Raw genomic sequence first — 5749 nt, 5'->3', positions numbered from 1 at the left:
AATATCGGCTGTGCCTTTTCTAAAATAACAGCGTGCGGCACGTTAGAAGCTCCCACAACAAGCTTATTCTCTTCTTTCCCTCCGCAAGCAGCTAATGTAAATACAGACAGCGCTGTAACAACTGACAGTAGAACCTTTTTCATATGATGTCCCCTTCTCTCCTATAGTTATGTAGTTATAAAAAGAGCCGGCATACACCAGCCCTTTTTCAGCAATTATTCTTTTACAGGAACAACCGCTCCTTTATATTCTTTAGTAATAAAGTCTTCGATTTCTTTAGAATGTAATACTTCTACAAGCTCCTTAATCGCTTTTTTATCTTTATCACCTTTACGAACAGCTACTACGTTTGCGTATGGAGAATCATCGCCTTCAATTGCAATTGCATCTTTTTCTGGGTTTAATTTCGCATCAATCGCATAGTTCGAGTTAATTAAAACAGCATCGCCTTCTTTATTGTTATACACTTGTGGCAACAAACCAGGCTCGATATCTGTTTTGAATTTTAAGTGTTTCGGATTATCTGCAATATCTTTTGGAGTTGCACTAACTGGATCTACTCCATCTTTAATTTTTAAAATGCCTTCTTTTTGTAAAATTGCTAAACCACGTCCATGGTCAGTAACGGAATTACTCATAATAATTGTCGCTCCGTCTGGAAGTTCTTTTAAACTCTTATATTTTTGAGAGTATACACCAATTGGTTCTAAATGAATTTTCCCTGCTATTTCAAAGTCATATTTTTTATCTTTAATTTCTTTTTCTAAATACGGAATGTGCTGGAAGTAGTTTGCATCCAACTCCTTATCCGCTAACGATTTATTTGGCAACACGTAATCTTGGAACTTTTTCACTTCTAATTCAATTCCTTTTTTCTCAAGTAACGGTTTTGCCTTTTCTAAAATTTCAGCGTGCGGTACGTTAGAAGCACCAACAACAAGTTTCTTTTCATCTTTATCTTTCCCGCCACAAGCAGCTAACCCAAAAATTGAAGTTGAAATAAGTGCTGTAAGTAATAGTTTTTTCATTTGAAACATCCTCCCGTTTTTTATTATCGTTTATCTATTCGAACCGTTACACGATCACCAATCCACTGAATGAAAAATACAACTAGTAATACACAAATTGTCGCAACGATTGTTACATCGTTATTTCCTCGTTGGAATCCTTCTAAATATGCAAGTGTTCCAAGACCACCAGCACCAACAACTCCCGCCATTGCTGTATAGCCTACTAAAGCAATTGTCGTAACCGTAATACCAGATACTAACGCTGGTAACGATTCTGGAATTAACACTTTCAAAATAATTGTGCTTGTTTTTGCTCCCATTGCTTTTGAAGCTTCAATTACACCTTTATCAATTTCACGAAGTGCAATTTCAACCATTCTCGCGTAGAATGGTGCCGCTCCAATAATTAAAGCCGGCAGTGCTGCACTCGCTCCAAGAATTGTTCCAAGCAAAATCTTTGTGAATGGGATTAATAAAATGATTAAAATGATGAACGGTATCGAACGGAAAATGTTTACGAACGCTCCAATCGCCGTGTTAACCGCTTTGTTTTCCCATAAATTATCTTTCGCTGTCATAAAGAGTAACAATCCTAAAATTAGTCCTAAAACAAATGTAGCAAGAGCTGCGATTGCCGTCATATATAACGTTTCACCAGTTGCTTCTAACATTTGATTCCAATCAACATTTGTGAGTAACTTATCCATGTGCAATCACCTCCAGCTCTACTTGATCTTGATGTATTCCCTCTATTGCTTGCTGAATCGCTGTTTCCTCACCATTTAAATGAACAACTAAAGTACCGTAAGAGCCGTTATTTGTTTGGGCGATATTTCCTTGCAAAATGCTAACTTCTATATCACTGCGTTGCATTAACCTTTGAAGTACTGGTCTTTCTACAGCTTCACCGATAAACTGCAAACGAACGACTTTACCATCTGGATACTTTTCAATTAAGCTTTCAATCGTTTCATTTGTATCTTCAGAATCCGTTAACTGCTGTACAAATCGTTTCGTAATGTCTTTCTGCGGATTGCGGAATACATTAAGCACTGGACCCGTTTCTACAATCTTTCCTTTCTCCATTACCGCCACTCGATTACAAATCTTTCGAATCACGTGCATCTCGTGTGTAATGAGTACAATTGTTAAACCGAGACGCTTATTAATATCTAATAATAAATCTAAAATTTGATCTGTCGTTTCTGGATCAAGAGCTGATGTTGCTTCATCACATAAAAGCACTTGTGGGTTGTTAGCTAATGCTCTTGCAATACCAACGCGTTGCTTTTGTCCTCCACTCAGCTGAGATGGATATGCATCTCCTCTTCCTTCTAATCCAACAAGATGAATTAACTCATCTACGCGTTTTCTTCTCTTCGCCTTATCAACACCTGCAATTTCAAGTGGGAATTCGATATTTTCACGTACAGTTCGTGACCAAAGTAAGTTGAAATGCTGAAAAATCATTCCGATTTCTTGCCTTGCCTTACGAAGTTCACTTCCTGTAATAGCTGAAATCACACGATTTGCAATTGTAATTTGGCCTGAAGTTGGTTTCTCTAGCTGATTGAATAATCTGATTAACGAACTTTTCCCAGCGCCACTATATCCGATAACACCAAATATTTCGCCTTTGTCTATTTTTAAATTGGCATTATCTACAGCAGTGACATCACCGCTTTTTGCTTTATATATTTTCTTTACATTCTCTAATAGAATCATGGTGTATCACCCCTTTTTTGTTTGGTTCGACTCCGCAATTTTTTATGTTTAATGCGTGTAGTCCACCGTTATCACTACTTTTATTATTTGAATGTCCTCCACATTCAAACAATAAAAAAACCTTTCCGCTTTAGAGAAGCAGAAAGGTTTATATGCGTATATAACAACATTATCCCTCTCTCTCATCTCTCAAAGCATTTGCTTTGCAGGAATTGGCACCATTTCAACATAAGTTGACGGTTGCCGGGCTTCACAGGGCACAGTCCCTCCACCTCTCTTGATAAGAGAAATCAGATTACATTTTCGTCTGATTTGTAATTTATGAAATTGTCTATATTTTATGAATTGAATTGTATCAATATCCACACACCATGTCAACAGAAATTTTCGCAAAAAATGAACCTTCAGAATTTTAAGCACCTACTGACATCGGTTTACATATATGAAACATCGATTCGACTAATAGCATCGTTCGGTACGTTCCCGAATAGTGTACACGTCCATCGTTCATTAACATTTGCAACCTTACATTGCCGTTCACCAATTGTTTTACATCTTCTTCATCTACACAAACGATTTGCTCCGTTCCTCTTTCCTCATGTAGCAGCTCTATATAATCCCTTGAAATTTGTAGCGAACAACTTTCATCTCCAAAGCGGAAATTAACAGTTTTTTCTCCTTGTCTTAAAAGCGGCTCTAAATGATATTGACCATTAGCGTAATTTACAAATGATTGCAGCAAAGAATATAATTTCATCCTAAATCACATCCTTCATATCACTTTCTATTACACATACCATTCCCTCTCACTAAAGAGCAATCCTGTTACTTTCGCTCGACAAATACTGTAACCACACTGCATCTCGACATATTTCCCGAGAAATATGTCGAGGCGGCAAAAACTTTGCCGCCTACTTTAATTCCGTATATAAATATTCAACCGAATGAAATGCATATATCTTCTTCATGAGTGTCCCATTTTCAAAAACAAGTAAACACGGTACACTTTCGATTCCATACTCTTTCGCTAAATGCGGAGCATAATTTAAATCTAACATTCCAATTTGGAGGTCTCCAATTGTCATCTCAACGACTGTTAACATCTTTTTTGCTAATTGGCATGTTCCACACATTGGAGTATATACATATAACACTGTTTTTTCTTCGTTCTCTATTAGGGCTGTTGCTTCGGCTCCTGTCCAGTCAATCACTTCTATCATTCCTTACCGTAAATATTCTGTATAAACGTCAATGTCAGCTCCCCATAATACATTTGCTAAGTGTGAAGATGGCGCAGTTGCCACTTCTCGGTACGAGCGATCAATATAAATATGCTCTGCTTGCGGAAATTCTTTTCGAAACTGTTTCCTTAACTTTTCTCCAGCATCATCAGCATCCACTAGTACATACACTTCCTTATCAAAAAACTGATCAATGAGCTCATCCATTTTCGACAAACCAATTGTACCATTTGTACAAACAATTTCCACCGGTTCACGAATAATAGATTCAATCTTTCTTCTATCTGATTTACCTTCTACAATAATGACTTTTTCCACATAAATCATATGTCATCACCCGATCACCATATACTATACAACCTTTAACTTAGTATATAGTATATTCGTTATTTTCATGTTGTTTCCTGTTTATTTTTGCAAAAGAAAAGCAGAAGCGGCTCGCTCAGATTGTGAGGGGGATGGAGCTTCTGACGTAAAGGCGCTTTTTGCCTTGTAGGAAGAAGCGAAGCCACCGAGCAATCTAGCCGCTGGAGCTGGACAATAAAGAAAAGCGGAACCGGCTCGTTCAGAACAAGAGGGCATTGGAACGCTTGAACTAGAGGCGCTTTTTGCCTCAAGTGAAAGAGTGAAATGACCGACTCTTTAGCCACGAGGTGGAGCTAGACAATAAAAACTTAAACGAAAAAGTTTTTTCAAAAAACGTTCTCCTACACAATAATTAGTATATGATTCTACATTCATTATTTTACATAAAATAAAAAAGGACAGCACAAAGGCTGTCCTTTAGTCGACTATAATTAGTCTTGGTTTGTCATTTCTGCATATTTTTCAGCAGTTAATAACTTCTCAACTTGGCTTGCATCAGAAAGTTCAACTTTAACCATCCATGCACCCTCGTATGGAGATTCGTTAACAAGTTCTGGTTGGTCACTTAATTCTTCGTTTACTGCTACAACTTTACCACTTACAGGTGCGTATAACTCAGAAACTGTTTTAACAGATTCTACGCTTCCGAATGGCTCGTCAGCTTCAATTGTTGCACCTACTTCAGGAAGTTCAACGAATACGATATCGCCTAGCTCACCTTGTGCAAAGTGAGTAATACCGATAACAACTTCATTACCTTCAGTTTTTACCCATTCGTGTTCTTCAGAGTAACGTAAATTATTTGGAATGCTCATGACTGTACCTCCAGTGAATGTATTAATTATGTAAAAATACCTTATTGGTACTTTTTCCACACACTTTCAAACTGCTCTTCGTTAAAACCAAGTGTTACATTCGTTCCATTTGTTACGATTGGACGTTTAATCAACATGCCATCAGATGCTAAAAGCTCGTACATTTCGTCTTCACTTGCATCCTTTAACTTATCTTTCAGACCAAGTTCGCGGTAACGCATTCCACTTGTATTAAAGAATTTTTTTAATGGTAATTCACTTTTTTCATGTAAATTACGTAAATCTTCTTTTGACGGTGGATTTTCAACAATATGAATCATCTCATATGCTACATCGTTTGCCTCAAACCATTTCTTCGCTTTTTGACATGTGCCACACTTTGGATATGAATAAAATGTTACTGTCATAAATTCACCTACTTTTTTACTAACCTTTACCTTTATCATATAGAAAACGTTTTATTATTTCAAACGATTATTCGCTAAACTTTTACTTATTTCGTGATAATTTTTAATAATCCTGCAAATTTTTCTTATTTTTCCGCCATTTGTTAAGAAAAAATAAATATATAAATTTTTTTGATTCTTCTCTT

Annotated in this window: 8 protein-coding genes, 1 pseudogene and 1 riboswitch; all 9 genes and pseudogenes read right to left on the bottom strand. The window is 36.7% G+C overall.

Features of this window, described 5'->3' with window-relative positions; all coding sequences use genetic code 11:
• Window positions 1-143 (bottom strand): annotated as a pseudogene (locus tag MR113_RS26655) (methionine ABC transporter substrate-binding protein); the annotation flags it as partial.
• 72 nt (window positions 144-215) lie between these two features.
• Window positions 216-1028, bottom strand: a complete 813-nt coding sequence (gene metQ / locus MR113_RS26650; protein WP_242257420.1) for a methionine ABC transporter substrate-binding lipoprotein MetQ — start codon at window positions 1026-1028, stop codon at window positions 216-218.
• A 23-nt stretch (window positions 1029-1051) separates the two neighbouring features.
• Window positions 1052-1717, bottom strand: coding sequence for a methionine ABC transporter permease (locus MR113_RS26645; protein WP_061657782.1), 666 nt, complete (start codon window positions 1715-1717; stop codon window positions 1052-1054).
• Window positions 1710-2735, bottom strand: coding sequence for a methionine ABC transporter ATP-binding protein (locus tag MR113_RS26640; RefSeq protein WP_242257419.1), 1026 nt, complete (start codon window positions 2733-2735; stop codon window positions 1710-1712). Before MR113_RS26640 ends, MR113_RS26645 begins: the two co-directional genes overlap by 8 nt.
• Window positions 2736-2914: 179 nt before the next feature.
• Window positions 2915-3022, bottom strand: a riboswitch (SAM riboswitch).
• Window positions 3023-3147: 125 nt separating this feature from the next.
• Complete coding sequence (locus tag MR113_RS26635) at window positions 3148-3492, bottom strand: hypothetical protein (RefSeq protein ID WP_242257418.1); 345 nt, start codon at window positions 3490-3492, stop codon at window positions 3148-3150.
• A gap of 154 nt (window positions 3493-3646) precedes the next feature.
• Window positions 3647-3955, bottom strand: coding sequence for a thioredoxin family protein (locus tag MR113_RS26630; RefSeq protein ID WP_080467534.1), 309 nt, complete (start codon window positions 3953-3955; stop codon window positions 3647-3649).
• Between the two features lie 3 nt (window positions 3956-3958).
• Window positions 3959-4303 (bottom strand): toprim domain-containing protein, encoded by a 345-nt coding sequence (locus MR113_RS26625; RefSeq protein ID WP_000640866.1) that lies wholly within the window; start codon window positions 4301-4303, stop codon window positions 3959-3961.
• Window positions 4304-4773: 470 nt separating this feature from the next.
• Window positions 4774-5157: a glycine cleavage system protein GcvH gene (gene gcvH, locus MR113_RS26620; protein WP_000026896.1), complete on the bottom strand. Its 384-nt coding sequence runs from the start codon at window positions 5155-5157 to the stop codon at window positions 4774-4776.
• Between the two features lie 41 nt (window positions 5158-5198).
• Window positions 5199-5564: an arsenate reductase family protein gene (locus MR113_RS26615; RefSeq protein WP_000218969.1), complete on the bottom strand. Its 366-nt coding sequence runs from the start codon at window positions 5562-5564 to the stop codon at window positions 5199-5201.
• Between the last annotated feature and the right edge of the window lie 185 nt (window positions 5565-5749).

This window comes from Bacillus cereus group sp. BfR-BA-01379 (genome assembly GCF_022663605.1).
GTDB classification, from domain to species: domain Bacteria; phylum Bacillota; class Bacilli; order Bacillales; family Bacillaceae_G; genus Bacillus_A; species Bacillus_A mobilis.
The sequence above is the reverse complement of the archived record's forward strand: the minus strand, read 5'-3'. Positions and strand labels throughout refer to the sequence as shown.